Source organism: Rhizobium sp. BK399, assembly GCF_014194695.1.
Lineage (GTDB): Bacteria > Pseudomonadota > Alphaproteobacteria > Rhizobiales > Rhizobiaceae > Rhizobium.
Genome location: NZ_JACIAH010000001.1, coordinates 20,517 through 40,130 on the forward strand (window position 1 = coordinate 20,517; position 19,614 = coordinate 40,130).

The following is a 19,614-nucleotide window of genomic DNA, read 5'->3' on the forward strand; positions in this document are numbered from 1 at the left end:
TCGGCGGACTCTGGTGGCCGGCGCGAGGAGTAAGCTCATGCGCATAGCGATACTAGCCATGCCCGGCGTGCAAATGCTGGACGTCGCGGGACCGATGGACGTCTTTTCTGAAGCGAACAAGCTCATTAATGGGAGCACCGGATACGAGCTAGCTGTCGTCGGGCGGGACAGGGAGCCGGTCGTGGCGTCTAACGGCGGGCGCCTGCTCCCTGATCGGACCATCGACGATTCGCTGGAAGGGTTCGACACGCTTTTAATTGCTGGCAGCCCGCGCGTTCAAGACTTCGAGGCGGACCCCAAGTTGGTCGATTGGGTGAAGAGCGGATCCGTCCAGGTGCGCCGGCTGGCTTCTATCTGCACCGGAGCTTTTTTGCTGGGCAGCGCAGGCCTTCTCAACGGACGACGCGCAACGACGCACTGGAATTCCACGACAAGGCTCAGAAAGATGTTCCCAGCGATCGACGTCCAGCCGAATACGATTTTCATCAAAGACGGAACCGTCTACACCAGTGCCGGTGTAACGGCGAGCATGGATCTCGCACTCGCGATGGTCGAGGAAGATTTCGGTCGGGGCGTGGCGCTGAGGGTCGCGAAAGAGCTAATACTTTTCCTGCAGCGTCCAGGCGGTCAGTCGCAATTCAGCGTGCATCTTGAAGCTCAGGTCTCTGAAATGGGGCCTATTCGCGAGATAACTCAATGGGTAGCGGAACATATCGCCAATGATCTCGCCGTGGAGACGCTGGCGTCTCGTCTTGGGATGAGCGCGCGCAACTTCGCCCGCACGTTCAAACGCGAAACTGACATGACGCCAGGGGACTACGTCGAAGCCGTCAGGGTGGATGCCGCGAGAAGAATGCTTGAAGAGGGCGACGTTCCCTTGAAGCGCGTAGCAGCCTTGTGCGGCTTTAACGATCAGAGCGCCTTTCGGCGAGCTTTCGTCCGCCGCATCAACGTCACGCCGGTCGAATACAGAAGTCGCTTCCGTCGGGGCGTTACCCCACCGCCAAAAGAAATATTCACTGCGACGGGCGCTTGAGCCGGCCTAAATTTCTGTTGTGAGCTGATGCAGAAAGCTCGATATGGCTGCCTCATTCCTTCGGTAGAACTTCCACTGCCCGATCTTCCTGGCGCTCAGTAAATCAGCGTCCGTTAGTACTTTGAGATGACCGGATGCCGTCGACTGAGCCATTCCGTCGCGCTGGAATTGGCTGGCGCAAACCCCTAAATCAATTGGATATCCCTGCGGCCCAAAATACCGGTCAGGATCCTTCAGCCACTTTAGGATATTTAGTCGCGTCGGATGGGCCAGCGCTCTGATGATGGTCGCGGAATCCATATCTGATTTCCTAGTTGTCATTTGCCGTTTGCAGCGTTGGCGAACGGCCTCCTCGAGAGTTCCGCCATAACTGATCGCGGGCTCATGCCGGCGGCCAGCGTGTGCCCGCGCCCCCTGTAACTGGTGATGACCTGATCGCCGTGGATGAATGCGGCCCGCATTCCCATCGATCACCTCCTGTCGGATGTACAGATGACAAAAGCCGCCAATCAGGCCTGCCCCATACATCTGGCCTGCGCGCTCCTCGAAGCGCCGTATCAAGAGCATCATCCGTAATATTCAAGTAGGTCAGCCGCACGCGACCGCTTAGTGCTCTCGTTGGCTGTTTGAAGTTCAAGTTCCATTCGATCGGCCCGTCCAGTCTAAGAGATCAATCGGTAGCGAAGGCCCGGTCCATTATCGCCTGGAGCTCGGCGACGTGCCGTGCCATCTGTCCAGTAGCAGTAGAGGCCGACGCGGCGCGGCCGATATAGGTTGGCCGCTGCGCCAGGCCGCGTCCCTGCCCCGACGACCACTCCACGTAGGCTTCGACGAAAGACCAAGCGCCCATATTCTTCGGCTCTTCCTGGCACCAACATATTTCGGCTGTCCCGAACCGGTTCAGCTCGAGAGCAAGCGCCTTTGCGGGGAACGGATAGAGTTGCTCGAGCCGCAGTATGTAGACGTCGGTGACGCCGCGCTTGCGTCGTTCTGCCTCGAGATCGAAATAGATCTTGCCTGAGCACAAGAGAACTCTTCGCATCGACGGAGTCTCGACGAGGTCGCCGTCGTTCTCCGCATCGTCGCGAAGAATTCTCCGAAATGACGATCCGAGACCCAGTTCGTTGAGATCGGAGCGGCACCTCTTATGCCGCAGAAGACTCTTCGGCGTCATGAGAATGAGCGGCTTGCGAAAAGGCCGCGTTACCTGTCGTCTAAGCAGGTGGAAGTAGTTGGCAGGAGTAGTGCAATTAGCGACCTGCCAGTTGCCCTCTGCGGAGTTCTGCAGATAGCGCTCGAGGCGAGCCGACGAATGCTCAGGCCCCTGTCCGTCATATCCGTGTGGCAAGAGGCAGACCAAGCCTGACATGCGCAGCCATTTTCTTTCGGCCGACGACAGGAATTGATCGAATATCACCTGGGCTCCGTTTGCAAAATCTCCGAACTGAGCCTCCCACATGACGAGGCAATGCGGCTCCGCCAAAGAGTAGCCGTACTCGAATCCCAGCACGGCAACCTCAGACAACATCGAGTTGAAGGTTTCGCACGGCGCCTGGTCTACGCTTAGATGACATAGCGGTAGATAGCGGTCGCCGGTCTCCTGATCGATGATCACGGAATGACGCTGAGAGAAGGTTCCCCTTTCGCTGTCTTGGCCGGACAGGCGCACGCGATCGCCTTGTCTCGCAAGAGAACCCATGGCGAGAGCCTCGGCCGTAGACCAGTCGAGATCCCGTCCGCTCTCGACTGCCTTGCGGCGAGCTTCGAGGAACCGGATGACGGTCGGATGCGCTGCAAAGCGATCGGGGAGAGCAGTTATCGCCCGCCCGATATCCCGTAGCACTCCGAGATCAACACCTGTCGGACTATCCGACGTTTCTTCGCTATCAGGTTCACCACGTTCCAATCCCGCCCATCGGCCGTCGAGCCAGTCGCCTTTGTTGGGCCGGTAGCTCTTTGACGCTTCCAGTTCTGTTTCGAGATAAGCCGACCATGTTGCCCCGGCTGCGTCAACGTCGGCTTCGGTCATAATCCCCTCGGCGACAAGCCGCTGGACGTACAGCTCCAGACTTGACCGATGCGATCGTATTTCCCTGTACATCGCCGGCTGCGTGAATGAAGGCTCGTCGCCCTCGTTATGGCCGAACAACCTGAAGCATATCAGATCGATGACCGCCGGCCGGTGAAACGTCTGCCGGTACTCGGTCGCAAGCCGCGCGACCCATGCAACGGCTTCCGGATCGTCTCCGTTGACGTGAAAAATGGGAGCATCTACGGCCTTGGCGACGTCGGAAGGGTAAGGAGAAGAACGCGCATAACTTGGATCAGTCGTGAATCCCACCTGATTGTTTATTATAAGATGGACTGATCCACCGGTTCGATAGCCCTTTAGCCCAGACAGCCCCAGGCTTTCCGCGACGACGCCTTGGCCTGCGAAGGCCGCATCTCCGTGGATCAGCAACGGCATCACGCTTGATCGCTCGACGGAGTCACCCCTCTGCTCCTGCTTGGCCCGCACCTTGCCCAGAACGACGGGGTCAATGACCTCCAGATGGGAGGGGTTCGCCACCAGCGACAAATGCATTTGCCTGCCATCGACGATGCGGTCCGAAGAGGTTCCAAGGTGATACTTGACGTCTCCAGATCCCTCCACGTCGTCAGGAAACGAGGCCCCCCCCTTGAACTCGCTGAAGATGGCCCGGTGCGGCTTTTTGATGACTTGGCCCAGTACGTTGAGGCGCCCTCTGTGGGCCATGCCCAGGACCACTTCGGCAACGCCCAGTTCAGCTCCCCGCGCTATTATCTCCTCAAGTGCGACGATCGTGGTTTCCGCGCCATCGATCCCGAACCTCGTCGTACCCACGAACTTCTTGCCGAGGAAGCGTTCAAACCCGGTGACCTCGACAAGTGTCTGAAGGATGGCACGCTTCTTCGTCCCCTCCGGCTGATACCTCTGCCCTTCGACCTGCCGTTGCATCCATTCGCGCCCGGCGGGGTCGGCAATGTGCATGTATTCAAAGCCAATCTTTCCGCAGTACGCGCTGCGCAAGGCCGAGACCAGTTGACGTGCACTCGCCGACTCCAAGCCCATGACGCCGCCTATGTAGACCGGACGGTCCAGATCCACGTCTTCAAACCCATGGAACGATGGTTCCAGTTCGCGGTTCTGTGCGCGTGGACTCAAACCGAGGGGATCCAGGTCCGCCGCAAGATGTCCTCTGGTCCGGTAACTCCCGATCAACGCCAGGGCACGCGCGGTGTCCCGTGCGTCAAACTCTGCAGAGACCGTACGATCGCCGGTCGCATCAGCCTCGGCTTTTGCCGACACTGTCTGCTGCCAGTTGCCGTCCAGCGCCGCGATGAGTTCACCTTGAAGTGGAACGGGCCAATTCGCATCCTTCCATGACGCCCCCTTCGCGACGTCGCCGATGTCGTCGCCAAGCTGGTCGAAAAAATCGCGCCATTCGGGACCCACGGAGTTCGGATTCTTGGCGAACATCGCCTGTAGCTCCTCAACATAGGAAGCATTCGTGCTGTCGAGGAATGCGGTCTGGCGGAAGGCCTCGTTCGCTGGCTGTCTTGTAAACGCGCTGTTCATTTCAGCACCCAGGTTCGGTTGTTTCACACACTGCACTTCGTTGACCGAGCGGACTGCGTGCCAACACAATAGCAGGATGGCTGTTGTCCGAAAGCGGCTTCAGAAGGCAATTCCGGACAAAGGCCCTGCAGATCCTGCCGATCGATGCGCCTACAATCTGCCACTGTGCTCGCTCCTCCAATTGCACCATGGTATCGGGAATTTCTCCACGGGGCGCAGACCCTCTGACCAATACCTAAGTGCACTTAAATCGTCTGCCGCAGCGGGTTACCCTGGACCTGTCGTTGACCTCCCACTCTCGAACGCACGTTCAAGACCGGCGACATGTCCCGGCGCCCTCCCCTCCGCCGGGGCCAGCGGCCTACGGAGGCCCGCTTGGGCCGTCTCTTCCGCCTAGAGACGGCCCACCTTTCGATCGCGCGTCAGCACCTCGCGCATCCAAGCACGCCGGACTACCACCATATCCTTCGAGAGGTTGTCATTCTGCATAGGCCCGCCGAGCGCCATCAGCGGCTCGATCGCGACCCAGACAATCGCAAAAAGCAGAGTGCAAGCACATCGAGCATTTACCGGTGCCTCTCGAACCTTCCTACCGTCGCAGCGACTGCGTGCCTTCGCGACCATGTCACCCGATGCAGCACACCTAGGCTAAGCAACGAAAACCATTGCATCGTACGACAAGCGTCCGCGACGGCGTGACGACAGCGGATCGTCAAGGGTGCAGGGGCTAATCATCGAGTGTTGATGACTTAACGGAACTTACTTTGACCGTCCAAGCTGAGCCATTGCACGATCATATTGCACCCTCACGGCTTAGGCCGACGATTTCGACGGGGCCTGCTTTTCCGACGCTTCGTGCGTCGGAAGGACGAACGAAAAGCATGCTCCCGGCTCACGCGCGTTGGCGGCGGCAGATATACGCCCGCCATGATTTTCGACTATCGTTCGACAGATCGAAAGGCCGACACCAACACCCTTCGCTTTGGTCGTGAATAATGGTTGGAACAGCTTTTCCAGCGTCGTCTTGTCCAGTCCAATCCCGACGTCTCGGACACTCACGAGCACACCGCCGGTCCGATCGTCATAGATGGTCTCGATCCGGACAATCCGGGGGCGATCATCAACGGAAGCCATAGCCTCGATCGCGTTCAACAGCAGGTTTAGCATCACCTGCTGCAAATGGATCTTGTCGCCGGCGACAAGCGGTATTCTGTCGGACAGGCTGGTTTGTACTGTAGCGCCGCCCTTCTCCAGTTCGCCCGCGATAAGCGCTACGACCTCATTGACGGCATTGTTGATATTCACCGCTGCTGAAGTCGGCGCGGCCTCAGCGAACATCGCTCGCATCCGTTGGACGATTTCCGTTGCCCTCACTGCGTCTCTCATTGTTCGTTTGACCGACTCTGCAACACCGGAGAGATCAGGAGAATCTAAAGCCAGCATCCGCGCGCCGGCGTCTGCATTCGCCCATATTCCCGATAGCGGTTGGCTCACCTCGTGCGCGAGCGAAGCTACAACTGCTTTAAGGGTGGCAAGCCGGGTTGAATGGGCAAGCGCTGACTGTGTTGTGCGTAGCGATTCCTCACCGCGTTTGTGTTCGTCGATATCGGTGGTCGTTCCAACGAACTTCACCACCTGACCCTCGCGGTCCCGTAGCGCAACCGCTTGATGCAAATGCAGGTGGTAGCTTCCATCGCGGGCGCTAAGGCTTCGTGTCTCGAAGGAAAAGTCTTGTCCTAGCTGAACACCCCGACGGAAAATCCGAGTTGCCGCGTCTCTATCGTCCGGATGAACAGCGTCCATCCATGAGGCTGGATGTGACGTGATATGAGCCAAAGACTGATCGGCAAATTCCAATCCGGAGCGGTTTACGAACTCGGGAGTGCCGCTCGGCTCGAGCATCCAAGCGGATACCGGGAGGACGTCAAGGAGCGCGACTTTCTTTTCCAATTCGGCGTAAAGATCGGCGCTTTCGAAGGAGATCGCGGCCTGCGATGCAAGATGTTCGAGCACCGCGACTCGATCCGGAGTGAACACGCAGGGTGCGAAGTTGTTTTCGAGAAAGAGTATCGCGATGAGCTTCGACTGCGAGAGGATCGGAAGCGCAAGTGTCGAACGCATTCCTCGCGAGAGCACCGTTTCGTCGCGACCGTAGACAGCGTCGGTTGATGCATCGTCGAGTATCACCGGTTCGTTCGTTCGGATCACGTATTGCAAGATCGCCATCGGCAACTCCTTGAACATGCCGACTGCATCATTTCGTGCTTGGACCTCAATGCCGGAGGCCCGAACGACAGCCTCCGCTTTGATCGTCGCCGCATTATCGATGATGAAGATCAGGAGGCCCCGCTCGGCGCCTGCATAATCCACGGAGATCTGCAAAAGACGCCCAACGAGTGTAGAATGGAGGAGGTTGCGGGAAAGAGCCTGCGAGAATCTGATCGCGGCCCCGGCGTCAAAGGGTATCCCAATCGGTTTCTCGGATTGCACATTGGAAAGAGCTTCTCGCAGGGCCTCATTCTCCAACACCTTGCGTCTGAGAATAGTCTCAAGGCTGCGCACCCGATCTTCCAGCTTCTTTGCATTGCAACTGCCAGTCACAGGCTGGTCGGAAACCACGGCCACCGCGCCTCCCTCGCTCAGGCGCCGACGCCCGCAAAGAAGGCTCGGCGCAACTCCATGTCGTCAAGCCGCCGAGGAGACGGTCTCCCAAGGGCATAGCTCGCGGCAATGATCTTCAGTTTGCGTTCCGTTGTCCAGCGCCATCACCGACGTCGCGTCGGAACGCTAAGCGAAGGGTTGCGCAGGAAAGCTGGTGACGCCGATCGCACAGACGATCGAGAAGTCCGTTGCTGCCTCTCGATTTCGCGCCACACCAGCCAGATTGCCCTCGCCCACTGCCGCAAGGAAAACTCATCGCGTCGATCCGATCCATTCAAAACTCCCCGTGCGAAATCTTTGCACACTGGCAGATCCTACACCGTCGAGTGCCAGCGTCGATTGTACCAGGGTCTCGCCGACACCATCGTACAATGGCGGCGCTCCGGAATTGGTGACACGGTTCCGCCCGCCCACCCTCGAACTCACGTCAACATGCGCGCGACGATCCCGACGACGTGGCGGGCCTGCAACCCAGGATAATTTTTGGAGCTCAATTCGAGGGCTCGGCAATTCGCACAGTTTTCGAACTTGACGTTGCGCTGATCACGCCAGCCTCGCCGCCGGCACCGCCGCGAATGCGATCGCGTCACAGCGAGCAGCTAGTTCAGGCTGTAGAGGCAAGGATTGATGTCGTCGTCGACTCGATCGGGAAACAGTTGCCTACGGGCTCGCTTCAAGGCTTCGACCTCCAGGCGATGCTGCTGGAGAAGTCGGTGGCTCACGTCATGGAATGGCGCGCCATCGGACTGCGCGATGCGGACAGTGCCGCCGTGCGCAAGAAACTCGCAGAACGACTGCGCGGAACGGAGCCGCGTGGTGATCTCGATATAGCGGTTTTCGTCAGCGTTCATCAGATCGCCTCCCTTCCAGGAAGGTCGATGCTGACTTTGGCGATATCATGGCCAGTGCCCCGTTGAATTCGTAGACACTCCGTGTTCCCAATCAGGGACCGATCTATAACGAATGCGTCCCATGCCCCGCGTCCGTCCGAAGGCACGACCGGCTAGCTTCTCCTGCGCACCATTTCTTCAAAACGGCATCTTCCATTCTGTAATATTTGCCTCAAGTTACCGTTGGTTCGCAGCGCCGCTAAAGCCGCGTCATGATGATGACGTAGTACGGCAGCGCGGTGGGCCAGCTCTAGCCGGACGCTCCATAATATGGGCGCCGGAAGGATGCTGGCGTGCCTTGCCACCATCGAAGCAATCACATCCAGAAAGAGGGACCTGATCATGCCATTCATCAAGACCACGGACGGAACCGAAATCTTCTACAAGGATTGGGGTCCGGCCACCGCCCAGCCTGTTGTTTTCCATCATGGCTGGCCCCTCAGTGCAGACGACTGGGATGCGCAGATGATGTTCTTTCTGGACAAGGGCTATCGGGTGATCGCCCATGACCGGCGTGGCCACGGCCGCTCCAGCCAGACGTGGCAGGGCAACGAGATGGACACCTACGCGGCGGACGTTATCGCGCTAGCCGACGCGCTCGATCTCAAGAACGCCATCCATGTCGGCCACTCGACCGGCGGCGGCGAGGTTGCTCACTATGTCGCGCGTGCGAAGCCCGGCCGGGTCGCCAAGGCCGTTCTGATCGGCGCCGTCCCCCCGATCATGGTCAAATCGGACAAGAACCCCGGCGGCCTGCCGCTCGCGGTTTTCGACGGGTTCCGTGCGGCGCTCGTCGCCAATCGTGCGCAGTTCTTCCTAGACGTACCCACCGGCCCCTTCTACGGCTTCAACCGCCCGGGTGCCAAGGTCAGTCAGGGCGTCATCGAAAACTGGTGGCGGCAGGGGATGATGGGTGGTGCAAAGGCGCATTACGATTGCATCAAGGCCTTCTCCGAAACGGACTTTACCGAGGATCTCCAGCGAATCTCGGTACCGACCCTGGTGATGCATGGAGACGACGATCAGATCGTTCCCTATGCCGACTCCGCTCCGCTTTCGGTCAAGCTCTTGAAGCACGGCATACTCAAGACTTATGCCGGCTTGCCACATGGCATGTGCACAACGCACCCTGAAGTTATCAACGCCGACCTGCTGGAGTTCTTCCTGGATTAAGCATGTGGATCCGCGGCTCCGTTCGTCACGGCTGCCGCTATGCGGATGAGTATTCGCAGGTGAGTGCGGTCGCGCTCGCCTGCGACACATGACGTATCTGCCCAGCAAAGGAGACGGCTGTGACTACACGAGACAGCATTCCAAATGGATTATCCCGACGCGACCTGCTGAAGCTGACGGCTGCAGCAGCGGCGATGCTCGCTTCCCGCGATGCCATCGCGGCCGAGTTCCATCGCTTCCATCACGGCGCGTTCGACATTACGGTCGTCAGCGACGGTTTTCTAACGCTCCCGGTCGAGATCCTGCTGCCCGACGCCACGCCTGAAGAGCGCAAGGCGATCATGCCGCGGCTCGGCGGAACTTCGGCCGCCGCTCCGGTCCAGGCCAACATCCCGCTGATCCGCCACGGCGACGACCTGATTCTCATCGACACCGGTTCCGGCAGTCATTTCCAGGCAAGCGCGGGTAAGCTGGCCGCCAACCTGCAATCCATCGGCGTCGCGCCGGAGGTGATCACCAAGGTGGTTTTCACTCACGCTCACCCGGATCACTCGGGCGCAACGACAACAGCCGACGGCAAGGTGCTTTATCCGAATGCGCAGTATTTCGTCAGTGAAGCCGAATGGAACTTCTGGACCGACAAGGACTATGAGACGCATCTGCCGTCGGTGCTTCACGATTTTGCCCGCGGAGCGCAACGGGACCTTTTTGCCGTCAAAGACCGTCTGACGTTGGTTCGGCCCGATCAGGAGATCATTCCAGGCATGCGAATCCTGCAGAGCCGCGGGCACACGCCCGGCCACATCTCGATCGAATTGGCTGGAGACGGTGGTCTGTTGATTACGGGCGACGCCTGCACCAACGACGTAATCTTCTTCGAACATGCCGCCTGGCATTTCGGCTTCGACACCGAGCCGGAGGTTGCGTTGAAAACCCGTCAAATGCTGTTGGATCGCGCCGCCACCGACAAGCTGAAGATGCTCGGCTATCACTGGAGTTACCCGGGCGTCGGCTACGCCGAACGCAAGGACACATCCTATCGCTTTGTCGCGGCGTAGCTTTAAAAGGCTACTGCGCGTCGGCGGATTCTGCCGGCGCGGCGGCTGGTTGCGGCAGTTCCTCCGCAATTTCTTCAGCAACGGCCGAAAGATCCAGATTTCCCCAGATCGACGCGGATTGGCGGCGCTCCTGGCGGCGCGAGGATTTAACTTCGACGATGAACGGCTTCGACTGAGCGCGCATGTGGTTCCTATTGAAAGGCGTTGAACGAATCCATCAACGTCTCAAACCTATGAAGCGTTCCCCGCTCGCGCAAGATCGTTCTTCACACTGAATCCAGCCTCACACAGGCCAGGCGTCGATGGGAACAAGCATCTGGCGACCTGCGTTCCAGTCTTGCAATCTGTAGGAAGCCGTCCCGCAAATTCCTGAGAAAAGTTCTTGAAGGAATGATCGATGTCGATTACCTACCACGTCGCCGAACACGATGGCGCCTGGGCTTACCGCCTGGACGATGTCTGGTCGGAAACTTTCCCAACTCACGAACAAGCACTGGCAGCGGCCAAACAAGCCGCGGAGCGACAACAGCTCGATGGCCAGGATGCGGACATTACATATCAGCGTGCAGACGGCAGCTGGACAACGGAACGGTCGAACGCAGGCGACCGTCCCGAGGCCGATGTCGTCGATGACGCCAAGGAAAAAGACTAGGAATGACCATCAAAGAACGTTTTCTGAAGCAGCAGCATGCATGGATGCTCGGCGCATGCTATTCCCGCAAACATCCAGACTTCCAGCGCTATGGCGGCGTCGATGTTTCGATCTCGCCTCGCTGGAAAGACAGCGTTGAAACCTTCGTCAACGACATGCTCGATACCCTGCCCCGGAGCCTTGCCGAGCGCAGGCTGGCGCTGAGAAACCCACGCCGCCCCTTCGAGCCGGGCAATGTGGAATGGGTGTTCGCAAGCAAGCACTACGGCCTTCGCGCCCCTGATGGCACCCGGCCCGAGATGGCGGACGTTCGTTCCCGCCGAGCGTAAACCGCTGTTTACACAATCATACCCTCGCCGGCGACGGACATTTACCCAAATGTCTTTCGCCGGCGAACTGTTTCGAGAGCGCGCTCCTAGCTATCGCGGCCGCCGCGCGTTTCTCATCGCTGCAATCACGATAATTCCGACCGCTGCAGCAAGAGCACCCCAATAAACCCAGGGCGTCTGGTTGATCATGAAGCTCTCTGCGGGATAGGGAAAATAGCCGCTGCCCTGCCCCATCCAAACGAGCCCGACTAGAATAAGCAGGCCAGCAACAAAATAGGCAATCTTGGCCATTCGACATTCCTCAGCATCGGTTGCGCAATCCGAGATTGGTAAGCGCAAGGCGACGTCGAAACAAACGAAATCAGGGCAGATCTGCGCATCTCGGCGGATGCGCAGACCGCGAGAACCTATTGCAATGTACGGGGCTGCATATCCTGACCGAGCGCGATGCCCTGGCGCGGCTGTGTCGCGTTGCTCGCTCCGTCCAGGCCTGTCGCGACAACCGAGACGCGGAACTTGCCGTCGAGATTACGATCGAAGATCGCGCCCACGACAATGTCCGCTTCATCCTGCACTTCGTCACGAATGCGACTTGCCGCCTCGTCCACCTCGAAGAGAGTCATGTCCGAGCCGCCGGAGATCGAGATCAGAACGCCCCTGGCACCCTTCATCGAGATATCGTCCAGCAGCGGGTTGGCGATCGCCGCCTCCGCTGCCTTCATCGCGCGCCCCTCACCCGAAGCCTCGCCTGTGCCCATCATCGCCCGGCCCATGCCGCGCATGACGGATTTCACGTCCGCGAAGTCGAGGTTGATGAGACCTTCCTTGACGATCAGATCGGTGATGCAGCCGACGCCGGCATAAAGCACGCGGTCGGCAGTCATGAAGGCATCCGCGAAGGTGGTCTTTGCATCGGCGATACGGAAAAGGTTCTGGTTCGGGATGACGATCACCGTATCGGCCGCTTCGCGGAGCGCCTCGATGCCGACATCGGCCGTTTTCATGCGGCGATTGCCTTCGAAGGTGAAGGGCTTCGTAACAACTCCAACTGTCAGAATGCCGGCGTTGCGAGCGGCCTGAGCGATGACCGGTGCCGCTCCGGTTCCGGTGCCGCCGCCCATGCCAGCGGTGACAAAGCACATATGCGAGCCGGCCAGATGATCCATGATCTCATCGATCGATTCTTCGGCAGCTGCGCGACCGACTTCCGGCAGCGAACCGGCGCCCAACCCTTCGGTCACATGCGCGCCAAGCTGGATACGGCGGGATGCCTTCGAGGTCGCCAGTACCTGTGCATCGGTATTCGCCGCAATGAACTCGACGCCTTCAAGATTTTCCGCAATCATGTTGTTGATGGCATTGCCACCGCCGCCGCCGACACCAATTACTGTAATTCTGGGCCGCATTTCGGAAATCCCGTTCTTGGCGTTCGTCATCGCAATCTCCTTCGTGCGTTTCGTTGTGGCTCCGCCGCTTATTGGGAACCGAATCGAGCATCAGACTAATCGCGCAACAAGGCAGAGCCGGGGCGAAAGAACAAGATGAAGCGCAGTTGAAACTTTATCCGGAACCTTTTTTAGCCCTCGTGCATTATGTTGAATCATCCCCTGCCAGAGAGAGGAGTACCGTGCAGATGCCTACATCAGCCACCCGCCAGTCAGTTACCCCTCCAAACGAGCACATCCTAACAGCCCAGGAGGCCTTGGAACCGCTCTTCCTCAAGATCGAAGAGGAGGCCGAGGTCCGGATGATCGGCGCCGCCATTCGCGCTGGCTGGTCTGCAGAAGACGCGGTGGCAGCCATCGATGAGCTTCGCCGCAACGAACTTCTTCCCCGCGGCGGCCACTAAAAAGCTTGGGCGGCTTCAAAATATCACTCGCCTTGAAGGAGGGATGACCTAAGTTCTGCGCGGTCCATCAAACGCGGAAAGATCATCCCATGCCCTTCAAGAATATCTGCATCTTCGGAGCCGGTGCACTCGGCGGCGCCATCGCTGCCAGGCTTGCCTCGTCGCTCGGCGCAGAGGCAACGGTTTCCGTTGTTGCTCGAGGCGCCCATCTGGCCGCCATCCGAAGCGAGGGGCTGCGTCTCGTTGAACCCGGTGCGGAAGCACCACTCACCGTGAACCTTGCAGCGACAGACGATCCCCGAGAACTGCCGCCACAGGATCTCGTTATTACCGGGTTGAAAGGACATCAGCTCAATGCCGCAGCGGAAGGCATCGGCGGCCTATTGAAGGACGGCACGCGCGTCATGATGATCCTGAATGGCATTCCGTGGTGGTATTTTCATCGCGATCAGGACAGCGGTCATGCGGAACTGCAGTTTGAGGAGCTCGACGAGGGCGGCAAGCTATGGCGTTTTGTCGGCCCGCAGCGCGTAGTCGGTTGCGTCGCCCATCAGGGAGCCGAAGTCAGCAGGCCCGGCGAAGTCAGGCTCAGCAACAGAGGCCATTTCATTCTCGGCGAGCCCTCCGGCGAAATCACCGCTGATTTGGGTGACATCGAGGCGCTGCTGCAGCGCGCCGACATCGGCGTGAAACTCTCGAGCCGCATCCGCGACGATATCTGGAGCAAGCTGATGGGCAATGCCTCTTTCAACCCGATCAGCGCTCTCACCAGATCGTTGATGTCCGATCTCATGGCGGATGCCGCCATCGCGGATCAGATCGGCAAGGTCATGAAAGAGGTGAAGGCCGTTGGGGAGGCACTCGGGGCGAACGTGGGAATGTCGGTGGAACAGCGACTGGAACAAGCCCGACAGATCGGGCCGGTGCGCACCTCGACGCTGCAAGATCTTCTTGCGGGAAAGTCGCTCGAGATAACGCCGCTGGTGGGGATGCTCGTTTCACTCGGTCGCCTGACTGCAACTCCGACGCCGGTGTCCGAAACGATTTTGGCTCTTGTGTCGCAACTCGACCTCGAAAATTGCCGTCCCGCGAAGTGAATGCGAGAGCCGAGCAGCCTGCCGAACCCCCGGCAAGCTGCTTACAGGTTAATCGAGAAAATCTTGGCAAGCCACTGGGATATCTACTTCAGCCAGTCGGCCATGCGGTCAACTGCTTCGACGATTTCGACTTCCGAGCCGGCATAAGACATGCGCATCGATCGATTGCCCTCCAGTGGGTCGAAATCCAGGCCCGGCGTTGCGGCAACATTGATCTCGGCCAACATTCGCTTGGCAAACGCCATGCTGTCATTGGTGAACCGGGTGACATCGACATAGGCATAGAAGGCGCCATCCATCGGCGACGCGATCGATAGCCCGATTTCCGGCAGACGCTTCAATAGAAACTCGCGATTGGCCGCATAGCTCGCCTTGTAGATATCCAGTTCCGCGCTCGCGCCGAGCGCCGCAGTAGCCGCAATCTGTGAGAGTTCGGGTGGCGAGATGTATAGGCTTTGTGCAACGCGCTCGATCGGGCGCACCAGCCGCTCGGGCAGCACCATCCAGCCGATGCGCCAGCCGGTCATGCAATAGTACTTGGAGAACGAGTTGATTACGATCGCTTCATCGGTCAATTCCAGCGCGCTGGTTTCCTCGCCGGCAAACGTCAGCCCGTGGTAAATCTCGTCTGAAATGAATGCGATCGACTCGGCTGAGCAGTAGTCAGCCAGCACCTGCAGTCCCTGGCGACCGGTTACCGTACCCGTCGGATTGGCAGGGCTCGCCAGCAGCACGCCCTTCAGCTTGACATTGTTTGTCTTTTGCGCGGCCTCAAGGCTTTCGGGCGTCAAAGTGAAATGAGTTTCGGCCGTAACCGGCACCTCGATCACTCTGAGGCCAAGCGCGCCGAGAATGTTGCGATAGGCGGGATAGCCCGGTCGGGCGATCGCAACCGCGTCTCCGGAATCAAACAGCGAAAGAAACGCAAGGTTGAAGCCAGCGGAGGAACCGGTAGTTATCGCGATGCGTGAGGGATCGATTTCCAAAGCGTGTCTGTCACGATAATGCGCGGCCAATGCATGTTTCAGCCTTGTCGTGCCGAGCGCGTCCGTGTAGCCGATCTTGCCTTCGACAAGTGCTGCGCGCGCAGCCTCCAGTGCAGCGCGGGGCGCGGGATGAGAGGGCTGGCCAACAGCCATGGAGATGACGGGATGACCGCTTGCTCGCCGCTTCGTCGCTTCGGCCAGGACATCCATGGCATGAAAGGGCTCGACTTCGCTGCGTTGGGAAATAGAAAACAAGGTCGCTTCTCTCTAACTTTGCGTGCGACCAGACAATTGCCGCAATAATCGGATCATCACAATCCCGCGATTGAACAGCGGATACGAAAATTCCTGTTTGAAGACGACAGGACGCACCGTAACTTGGCGGCATCGGAGTTCCGCCGTTAACCGTGCAGTGTTATCCGGCGCCTAGAACGACGCATACGAACTGCTGATAACGAGGATATAATGGCCATACTTCCGAAAATCTTCACCGCGCTGGCGTTTACTGCGTCGGTGGCAGCAGCCTATCCGGCGGCAGCACTCGATGACGCGCAGAAGAAGGAGTTCGGCGAGTTCATCAAGCAATACCTGATCGAAAACCCAGAGATCATGCTCGACGTTCAGGATGCCCTGCAGAAAAAACAGGAACAGGCGCGCCTCGTTAAAGCCAACGCCGTAATCTCCGACAACAAGTCGACGATTTTCGATTCGAAGTATGACGTGACGATCGGCAATCCGAAGGGCGACATCACCATCGTCGAATTCTTCGATTACAACTGCGGCTATTGCCGGCATGCCCTTTCCGACATGCAGACGATGCTCGAGAAAGACAAGAACGTCCGCTTCGTGCTCAAGGAATTCCCGATCCTTGGTCCGGAATCTGTCGCTGCCCACAAGGTTTCCGATGCCTTCCGCAAGCTGGCCCCGCAGAAGTACAGCGCGTTCCACATCGCTCTGCTCGGCAGCGATGGGCGGGCCGATGAAGCGAGTGCGATAGAAGTCGCCGAGTCGCTTGGCGTCAGCGAAAAGCAGATCCGCGACGAGATGGCCAAGAGTTCGAGCGACGCGTCCGTGAAGGAGACCTATCAGCTCGCCCAGAGCCTCGGCATCACCGGCACGCCGTCCTATGTGATCGGCAACGAACTGGTTCAGGGCGCGGTCGGTTTCGACGACCTTGAGACCAAGGTCAAGAACATGCGCGCCTGCGGCAAGACAAGTTGCTGATAGGGCGCCCATCAAATCGCCAAAATCGAAGTGTTTCAGCCATGTGGACAAATATGGCGCGATTCGGGCTGCGCTTCCCAAAGGGCTTTCATTAGGTCCGTCGGGAGTCTATAGGTTGCCGTCTCGCATCTATTGGAACATTCGATGACGCAAACGATTTTCGTCCTGAACGGGCCCAACCTCAACATGCTCGGCAAACGAGAGCCCGGCATCTATGGCGGCAAGTCGCTTCAGGATATCGAGGCGGATTGCAAGGTCGCCGGGCGCGAGCTCGGCTTCGATATCGATTTCCGCCAGAGCAACCACGAAGGTACGCTGGTCGACTGGTTCCATGAAGCGAACGATAAGGCAGTTGGCGTGGCGATTAATGCCGGCGCCTACACGCATACCTCGGTTGCGCTCCACGATGCAATTCGCGCTATTTCCATTCCGGTGATAGAGCTCCATATCTCCAACGTTCACGCGCGGGAAGAATTCCGCCACAAGTCGATGATTGCGCCAGCGGTGAAGGGCGTCATCTGCGGCTTCGGGCCTTACAGCTATATTCTGGCGCTGCAGGCGCTGAAGAATCTTACGGCATAAAAAGAAGACAGGGCAAACACTCATGGCTGAGAAGAAAAACGGTATCGACCAGGCGCTGATCCGCGACCTCGCGAACATCCTCAACGACACGGATCTGACGGAAATCGAAGTCGAGCAGGATGATCTGCGCATCCGCGTTTCGCGCGCCGGCAACACCCAGTACATTCAGGCTCCGATGGCTGCGCCCGCGTTTGCGGCGGCTCCGGCTCCCGTCGCCGCAGCAGCCCAGGTTGCCGCAGCGCCTGCGGCCCCTGCACGCAACCCTGCCAACACCGTCAGCGCTCCTATGGTCGGCACCGCCTACATGGCTCCCGCTCCGGGCGCGCGAGCCTTCATCGAGCTCGGCACGACCGTGAAGGAAGGCCAGACTCTGCTCATCATCGAAGCGATGAAGACCATGAACCAGATTCCTTCGCCGAAATCCGGCAAGGTTACCGAAATCCTCGTCGAGGACGGAAGCCCCGTCGAATACGGCCAAGCCCTCGTCGTCATCGAATAAGGCGGGCGTCATGGTCTCGAAAATCCTCATTGCCAACCGCGGGGAAATCGCGCTTCGCGTGCTGCGTGCCTGCAAGGAGCTCGGCATTCCCTGCGTCGTGGTTCACTCGACCGCGGACGCCGACGCCATGCATGTGCGTCTGGCCGACGAGAGCGTCTGCATCGGTCCTCCGCCGTCGCGTGACAGCTATCTGAACATCCACCAGATCGTCGCCGCCTGCGAAATCACCGGCGCCGATGCGGTACATCCGGGCTATGGCTTCCTGTCCGAAAACGCCAAGTTTGCGGAGATCCTGGAAGCGCACGGCATCACCTTCATCGGCCCGACGGCGGAACATATCCGCCTCATGGGCGACAAGATCACCGCCAAGACGACGGCCCAGGAACTCGGCATCCCTGTTGTCCCGGGCTCAGATGGCGAAGTGAAGACCGAGGAAGACGCGCTACGGACTGCAGCCGAAATCGGCTATCCGGTTCTGATCAAGGCAACCGCTGGCGGCGGCGGCCGCGGCATGAAGGTCGCAAAGTCCGAAGCCGACCTGATCGAAGCCTGGTCGACGGCCCGCACCGAAGCGGCTGCCGCCTTCGGCAACGACGCCGTCTACATGGAAAAGTATCTCGGCAAGCCACGCCACATCGAAATCCAGGTGTTCGGCGATGGCGAGGGCAATGCGATCCATCTCGGTGAACGCGATTGCTCGCTGCAGCGCCGCCACCAGAAGGTCTGGGAAGAAGCAAATTCGCCTGCCCTCAACGTCGAACAGCGCATGAAGATCGGCCAGGTTTGTGCCGATGCCATGAAGAAGCTGAAGTATCGCGGCGCCGGGACGATCGAGTTCCTGTACGAGAACGGTGAGTTCTATTTCATCGAAATGAACACCCGCCTGCAGGTGGAGCATCCGATCACCGAAGCGATCACTGGCATTGACCTCGTTCACGAGCAGATCCGTGTCGCCTCCGGCGGCGGACTTTCCGTGAAGCAGGAAGAAATCAACTTCCATGGCCATGCCATCGAGTGCCGCATCAACGCCGAGGACGCGCGTACTTTCGTACCCTCTCCTGGCACGATCACGCACTTCCATGCGCCGGGCGGTCTTGGAGTACGCGTCGACAGCGGTGCCTACCAAGGTTACAAGATCCCGCCTTACTACGACAGCCTCATCGGCAAGCTCATTGTATTCGGTCGCACCCGCGTCGAATGCATGATGCGTCTGCGCCGCGCACTCGATGAGTTTGTCGTCGATGGCATCAAGACGACGCTACCGTTGTTCCAGGATCTGGTGGATAATCAGGATATCGCTAACGGCGACTACGACATCCATTGGCTGGAAAACTATCTGGCCCAAAAACCGGCGTAACAGAGAATGGCAGGATCGCGCAGGAAATCTCCAGGCATCACACCGGAAATTCTCCTGCGCGCCTATTCGATCGGTCTCTTCCCGATGGCCGAATCGGCTGATGACCCGGAGATATTCTGGGTCGAGCCCGATCTTCGCGGTGTCCTACCGCTCGAAGAATTCCACGTCTCCAAAAGCCTCGCCAAGACCATTCGACGCAAGCCGTTCGATATCCGCTTCAACCACGATTTCGATGCGGTCATCGCAGCCTGTGCGGCAGAGACCGGGGACAGGCCAAGTACCTGGATCAATCAAACGATCAAATCGCTCTACTCCACGCTGCATCGGATTCGGCACGCGCACTCGGTAGAGGCGTGGGACGGGGACGAACTCGTCGGCGGACTGTATGGCGTATCGCTGGGTTCGGCGTTCTTCGGTGAAAGTATGTTTTCCCGGCGGACAAATGCCTCGAAGATCTGCCTCGTTCATCTCGTGGAACGGCTGCGGGCCAAGAGTTTTACCTTGCTCGATACCCAGTTTACGACCGAGCACCTCAAGACTTTCGGAGCCATAGACGTTCCGAAGGATGAGTACACCCACATGCTGGCAGCAGCGATGGCTTCGCCGAACCTCGAATTCTGAAA

At 58.9% G+C, this 19,614-nt stretch carries 20 protein-coding genes and 3 pseudogenes; 12 read left to right on the forward strand and 11 right to left on the reverse strand.

The window, feature by feature from the left end:
• The first annotated feature begins 37 nt into the window (after nucleotides 1-37).
• Nucleotides 38-1,036 (forward strand): GlxA family transcriptional regulator, encoded by a 999-nt coding sequence (locus FHT97_RS00095; protein ID WP_183859105.1) that lies wholly within the window; start codon nucleotides 38-40, stop codon nucleotides 1,034-1,036.
• A 6-nt stretch (nucleotides 1,037-1,042) separates the two neighbouring features.
• Here FHT97_RS00095 and FHT97_RS00100 read toward each other — a convergent pair whose 3' ends face one another.
• The 7 genes and pseudogenes from FHT97_RS00100 to FHT97_RS00120 form a co-directional block, all read right to left on the reverse strand.
• Nucleotides 1,043-1,336: a metalloregulator ArsR/SmtB family transcription factor gene (locus tag FHT97_RS00100; protein ID WP_183859107.1), complete on the reverse strand. Its 294-nt coding sequence runs from the start codon at nucleotides 1,334-1,336 to the stop codon at nucleotides 1,043-1,045.
• Between the two features lie 47 nt (nucleotides 1,337-1,383).
• Nucleotides 1,384-1,680, reverse strand: a pseudogene (locus FHT97_RS00105) (thiamine pyrophosphate-dependent enzyme); the annotation flags it as partial.
• 26 nt (nucleotides 1,681-1,706) lie between these two features.
• Nucleotides 1,707-4,634 carry a 2-oxoglutarate dehydrogenase E1 component gene (locus tag FHT97_RS00110; protein WP_183859109.1) on the reverse strand — a complete coding sequence of 976 codons (2,928 nt, stop codon included), beginning with the start codon at nucleotides 4,632-4,634 and terminating at the stop codon, nucleotides 1,707-1,709.
• A gap of 414 nt (nucleotides 4,635-5,048) precedes the next feature.
• Nucleotides 5,049-5,141: pseudogene (locus FHT97_RS30720) on the reverse strand (DUF599 domain-containing protein); the annotation flags it as partial.
• Nucleotides 5,142-5,447: 306 nt separating this feature from the next.
• Nucleotides 5,448-7,124 carry an ATP-binding protein gene (locus FHT97_RS31500; RefSeq protein ID WP_348649615.1) on the reverse strand — a complete coding sequence of 559 codons (1,677 nt, stop codon included), beginning with the start codon at nucleotides 7,122-7,124 and terminating at the stop codon, nucleotides 5,448-5,450.
• Nucleotides 7,110-7,441, reverse strand: a pseudogene (locus FHT97_RS30725) (transposase); the annotation flags it as partial. The pseudogene FHT97_RS30725 and the gene FHT97_RS31500, both read right to left, overlap by 15 nt.
• A gap of 453 nt (nucleotides 7,442-7,894) precedes the next feature.
• Entirely contained in the window at nucleotides 7,895-8,146 is a 252-nt protein-coding gene (locus FHT97_RS00120; RefSeq protein WP_183859113.1) for a hypothetical protein, read from the reverse strand.
• Between the two features lie 381 nt (nucleotides 8,147-8,527).
• On the opposite strand from FHT97_RS00120, the gene FHT97_RS00125 reads away from it, so the two are divergent.
• Nucleotides 8,528-9,358: an alpha/beta hydrolase gene (locus tag FHT97_RS00125; protein ID WP_183859115.1), complete on the forward strand. Its 831-nt coding sequence runs from the start codon at nucleotides 8,528-8,530 to the stop codon at nucleotides 9,356-9,358.
• 194 nt (nucleotides 9,359-9,552) lie between these two features.
• Nucleotides 9,553-10,416 (forward strand): MBL fold metallo-hydrolase, encoded by an 864-nt coding sequence (locus FHT97_RS00130; RefSeq protein ID WP_183860698.1) that lies wholly within the window; start codon nucleotides 9,553-9,555, stop codon nucleotides 10,414-10,416.
• A gap of 10 nt (nucleotides 10,417-10,426) precedes the next feature.
• Here the strand turns inward: FHT97_RS00130 and FHT97_RS00135 are convergent, their stop codons facing one another.
• The gene (locus FHT97_RS00135; protein WP_183859117.1) at nucleotides 10,427-10,600 is read right to left on the reverse strand and encodes a hypothetical protein; all 174 of its coding nucleotides are present in this window, start codon (nucleotides 10,598-10,600) and stop codon (nucleotides 10,427-10,429) included.
• Between the two features lie 213 nt (nucleotides 10,601-10,813).
• On the opposite strand from FHT97_RS00135, the gene FHT97_RS00140 reads away from it, so the two are divergent.
• Both FHT97_RS00140 and FHT97_RS00145 read left to right on the forward strand, forming a co-directional pair.
• Nucleotides 10,814-11,068: a DUF2188 domain-containing protein gene (locus tag FHT97_RS00140; protein WP_183859119.1), complete on the forward strand. Its 255-nt coding sequence runs from the start codon at nucleotides 10,814-10,816 to the stop codon at nucleotides 11,066-11,068.
• A gap of 2 nt (nucleotides 11,069-11,070) precedes the next feature.
• Nucleotides 11,071-11,397: a hypothetical protein gene (locus tag FHT97_RS00145; RefSeq protein ID WP_016553674.1), complete on the forward strand. Its 327-nt coding sequence runs from the start codon at nucleotides 11,071-11,073 to the stop codon at nucleotides 11,395-11,397.
• Between the two features lie 90 nt (nucleotides 11,398-11,487).
• On the opposite strand, the gene FHT97_RS00150 is transcribed toward FHT97_RS00145, so the two are convergent.
• Nucleotides 11,488-11,688, reverse strand: coding sequence for a hypothetical protein (locus tag FHT97_RS00150; RefSeq protein ID WP_183859121.1), 201 nt, complete (start codon nucleotides 11,686-11,688; stop codon nucleotides 11,488-11,490).
• A gap of 116 nt (nucleotides 11,689-11,804) precedes the next feature.
• Nucleotides 11,805-12,833, reverse strand: coding sequence for a cell division protein FtsZ (ftsZ, locus tag FHT97_RS00155; protein WP_016553672.1), 1,029 nt, complete (start codon nucleotides 12,831-12,833; stop codon nucleotides 11,805-11,807).
• 197 nt (nucleotides 12,834-13,030) lie between these two features.
• On the opposite strand from ftsZ, the gene FHT97_RS00160 reads away from it, so the two are divergent.
• Complete coding sequence (locus FHT97_RS00160; protein ID WP_040674191.1) at nucleotides 13,031-13,246, forward strand: hypothetical protein; 216 nt, start codon at nucleotides 13,031-13,033, stop codon at nucleotides 13,244-13,246.
• A gap of 89 nt (nucleotides 13,247-13,335) precedes the next feature.
• Nucleotides 13,336-14,343 (forward strand): 2-dehydropantoate 2-reductase, encoded by a 1,008-nt coding sequence (locus tag FHT97_RS00165; RefSeq protein WP_183859123.1) that lies wholly within the window; start codon nucleotides 13,336-13,338, stop codon nucleotides 14,341-14,343.
• An 83-nt stretch (nucleotides 14,344-14,426) separates the two neighbouring features.
• Here the strand turns inward: FHT97_RS00165 and FHT97_RS00170 are convergent, their stop codons facing one another.
• Nucleotides 14,427-15,584, reverse strand: coding sequence for an aminotransferase class I/II-fold pyridoxal phosphate-dependent enzyme (locus tag FHT97_RS00170; RefSeq protein WP_183859125.1), 1,158 nt, complete (start codon nucleotides 15,582-15,584; stop codon nucleotides 14,427-14,429).
• Nucleotides 15,585-15,794: 210 nt separating this feature from the next.
• Between FHT97_RS00170 and FHT97_RS00175 the strand changes: the two genes are divergently transcribed.
• The 5 genes from FHT97_RS00175 (at nucleotide 15,795) to aat (ending at nucleotide 19,612) form a co-directional block, all read left to right on the forward strand.
• Nucleotides 15,795-16,553 carry a DsbA family protein gene (locus FHT97_RS00175; RefSeq protein ID WP_183859127.1) on the forward strand — a complete coding sequence of 253 codons (759 nt, stop codon included), beginning with the start codon at nucleotides 15,795-15,797 and terminating at the stop codon, nucleotides 16,551-16,553.
• Between the two features lie 144 nt (nucleotides 16,554-16,697).
• Entirely contained in the window at nucleotides 16,698-17,135 is a 438-nt protein-coding gene (gene aroQ / locus FHT97_RS00180) for a type II 3-dehydroquinate dehydratase (protein WP_153270193.1), read from the forward strand.
• A gap of 22 nt (nucleotides 17,136-17,157) precedes the next feature.
• On the forward strand, nucleotides 17,158-17,634 hold the full coding sequence (gene accB / locus FHT97_RS00185) for an acetyl-CoA carboxylase biotin carboxyl carrier protein (protein ID WP_183859129.1): 477 nt from the start codon (nucleotides 17,158-17,160) through the stop codon (nucleotides 17,632-17,634).
• A 10-nt stretch (nucleotides 17,635-17,644) separates the two neighbouring features.
• On the forward strand, nucleotides 17,645-18,991 hold the full coding sequence (gene accC, locus FHT97_RS00190; protein ID WP_183756798.1) for an acetyl-CoA carboxylase biotin carboxylase subunit: 1,347 nt from the start codon (nucleotides 17,645-17,647) through the stop codon (nucleotides 18,989-18,991).
• Between the two features lie 6 nt (nucleotides 18,992-18,997).
• Nucleotides 18,998-19,612, forward strand: a complete 615-nt coding sequence (gene aat, locus FHT97_RS00195) for a leucyl/phenylalanyl-tRNA--protein transferase (RefSeq protein ID WP_183859131.1) — start codon at nucleotides 18,998-19,000, stop codon at nucleotides 19,610-19,612.
• The last annotated feature ends 2 nt before the right edge of the window (nucleotides 19,613-19,614 follow it).

What these genes read in the sequence shown, in the direction of transcription:
- FHT97_RS00145 (WP_016553674.1), top strand. Translation starts at nt 11,071, where the DNA reads ATGACCATCAAAGAACGTTTTCTGAAGCAGCAGCATGCATGGATGCTC.
- aroQ (WP_153270193.1), top strand. Translation starts at nt 16,698, where the DNA reads ATGACGCAAACGATTTTCGTCCTGAACGGGCCCAACCTCAACATGCTC.
- FHT97_RS00120 (WP_183859113.1), bottom strand. Translation starts at nt 8,146, where the DNA reads ATGAACGCTGACGAAAACCGCTATATCGAGATCACCACGCGGCTCCGT.
- FHT97_RS00165 (WP_183859123.1), top strand. Translation starts at nt 13,336, where the DNA reads ATGCCCTTCAAGAATATCTGCATCTTCGGAGCCGGTGCACTCGGCGGC.
- FHT97_RS00140 (WP_183859119.1), top strand. Translation starts at nt 10,814, where the DNA reads ATGTCGATTACCTACCACGTCGCCGAACACGATGGCGCCTGGGCTTAC.
- FHT97_RS00110 (WP_183859109.1), bottom strand. Translation starts at nt 4,634, where the DNA reads ATGAACAGCGCGTTTACAAGACAGCCAGCGAACGAGGCCTTCCGCCAG.
- FHT97_RS00125 (WP_183859115.1), top strand. Translation starts at nt 8,528, where the DNA reads ATGCCATTCATCAAGACCACGGACGGAACCGAAATCTTCTACAAGGAT.
- FHT97_RS00135 (WP_183859117.1), bottom strand. Translation starts at nt 10,600, where the DNA reads ATGCGCGCTCAGTCGAAGCCGTTCATCGTCGAAGTTAAATCCTCGCGC.
- accC (WP_183756798.1), top strand. Translation starts at nt 17,645, where the DNA reads ATGGTCTCGAAAATCCTCATTGCCAACCGCGGGGAAATCGCGCTTCGC.
- accB (WP_183859129.1), top strand. Translation starts at nt 17,158, where the DNA reads ATGGCTGAGAAGAAAAACGGTATCGACCAGGCGCTGATCCGCGACCTC.
- ftsZ (WP_016553672.1), bottom strand. Translation starts at nt 12,833, where the DNA reads ATGACGAACGCCAAGAACGGGATTTCCGAAATGCGGCCCAGAATTACA.
- FHT97_RS00095 (WP_183859105.1), top strand. Translation starts at nt 38, where the DNA reads ATGCGCATAGCGATACTAGCCATGCCCGGCGTGCAAATGCTGGACGTC.
- FHT97_RS00150 (WP_183859121.1), bottom strand. Translation starts at nt 11,688, where the DNA reads ATGGCCAAGATTGCCTATTTTGTTGCTGGCCTGCTTATTCTAGTCGGG.
- FHT97_RS00160 (WP_040674191.1), top strand. Translation starts at nt 13,031, where the DNA reads ATGCCTACATCAGCCACCCGCCAGTCAGTTACCCCTCCAAACGAGCAC.
- FHT97_RS00130 (WP_183860698.1), top strand. Translation starts at nt 9,553, where the DNA reads ATGCTCGCTTCCCGCGATGCCATCGCGGCCGAGTTCCATCGCTTCCAT.
- FHT97_RS00175 (WP_183859127.1), top strand. Translation starts at nt 15,795, where the DNA reads ATGGCCATACTTCCGAAAATCTTCACCGCGCTGGCGTTTACTGCGTCG.
- aat (WP_183859131.1), top strand. Translation starts at nt 18,998, where the DNA reads ATGGCAGGATCGCGCAGGAAATCTCCAGGCATCACACCGGAAATTCTC.
- FHT97_RS00100 (WP_183859107.1), bottom strand. Translation starts at nt 1,336, where the DNA reads ATGGATTCCGCGACCATCATCAGAGCGCTGGCCCATCCGACGCGACTA.